We start from the raw sequence: 1,373 nt of genomic DNA, 5'->3' as shown, positions 1-1,373 counted from the left end.
TTTTGCAGGATTCCAACTTGTCTCGAGCTTGCACTGTTTTTACATCAGCCTACTTCCTGCGACATTTTTCCTATGAATTAACAACATGACAGAAAATTTTGTTACGCTACTCGCGATTTTTTCTTGCGTGTCAGTAGAGCTATTGGCTTGTCTGCAATATAGGAACAAATTCCATCCGTTGCGAGCGTGTGCAAATACTCAGCAAAGGATGTTCCAACGCCAGCGTGACGTAAGCCATACTCGACCGTGGCCTGTAGAAAGCCAAGCTTATCACCACAATCAAACCTTCGACCTTCAAATTCGAACCCAAGAACTTGCCGTTCTCGTAATAGAGCCGCAATCCCATCGGTGAGTTGAATTTCGCCACCCGTTCCGGCAGGTAAATTTTCTAAATAGTCATATATTCTTGGAGGTAAAATATATCTGCCCACCACACCCAAATCAGATGGTGCATCATCGGGGTTGGGTTTCTCTATAATATTCGATATCTGATGAATTCTATTTTCCCACGCCCAGGACTGAATAATGCCGTATTTATTGGTTTCTTTGTGAGGTACATGTTGAATGGCTAGTATGGCCGCATGATAGTGTTCATACTGTTCAATCATCTGGGCTAGCACGGGTTTCTTGGCTAAGATGAGGTCATCGGCGAGTAGCACGGCGAAGGGGTGATCACCAACAACATCTCGAGTCATCAGTACTGCATCGCCTAACCCCAAAGGGTGAGGTTGTCGGAGAAAGACCGTACTGACTCCGCGCGGCACAATACTCCTCACTTCTTCGAGTAGTTCCATTTTCCCGCAGCGCTCAAGCTCATACTCCAATTCAAAAGCGACGTCGAAGTGGTCAGCAATGGCGCGTTTACCACGGCCACTGACAAAAACCAATCTGTCACATCCAGCTTCTAAAGCTTCCTCAACCGCATATTGAATAAGTGGTTTGTCTACAATCGGCATCATTTCTTTAGCCGTTGCTTTTGTTGCGGGTAGAAATCTTGTGCCCATACCGGCGACAGGGAAAACGGCCGTGCGAACGGAATTAGGGGCCTTCATGGTCGAATGGCGGGCTGGTATTTTCATGCTAAACTCCAAAATTATATATTTTTAACCCATGCTGCCTACCAATGCACAAAATCTAATTCCTTTATGGACGGTGGATTACTACTTTTTCTAATCTACGACTTCACATCAGATCTGCGTGCAACTGAAACAGCTTACTCGATTGGTGATAGGCCAACTAATGATCAATCATATGAAGTTTATGGTGAGTCGTCTGTGCGGTAGGGCACATATGTGACTCGGGCAGATGAAGGGACGCCCCTATTTGGGCCCCATTAGGCTGTTTCATGAGTCATGCCATTATTTTCTCACGTC

At 45.7% G+C, this 1,373-nt stretch carries 1 protein-coding gene; it reads right to left on the bottom strand.

Annotated features, from left to right (window positions below):
• Nucleotides 1-101: 101 nt before the first annotated feature.
• On the bottom strand, nucleotides 102-1,079 hold the full coding sequence (galU, locus tag BLW97_RS16465) for a UTP--glucose-1-phosphate uridylyltransferase GalU (RefSeq protein ID WP_010642609.1): 978 nt from the start codon (nucleotides 1,077-1,079) through the stop codon (nucleotides 102-104).
• Nucleotides 1,080-1,373: the final 294 nt, after the last annotated feature.

It is taken from the genome of Acidithiobacillus albertensis (assembly GCF_001931655.1).
GTDB lineage: Bacteria > Pseudomonadota > Gammaproteobacteria > Acidithiobacillales > Acidithiobacillaceae > Acidithiobacillus > Acidithiobacillus thiooxidans.
The sequence above is the reverse complement of the archived record's forward strand: the minus strand, read 5'-3'. Positions and strand labels throughout refer to the sequence as shown.

Excerpts from the sequence above, each read along its gene's own strand:
- galU (WP_010642609.1), bottom strand. The coding sequence starts at position 1,079 with ATGAAAATACCAGCCCGCCATTCGACCATGAAGGCCCCTAATTCCGTT.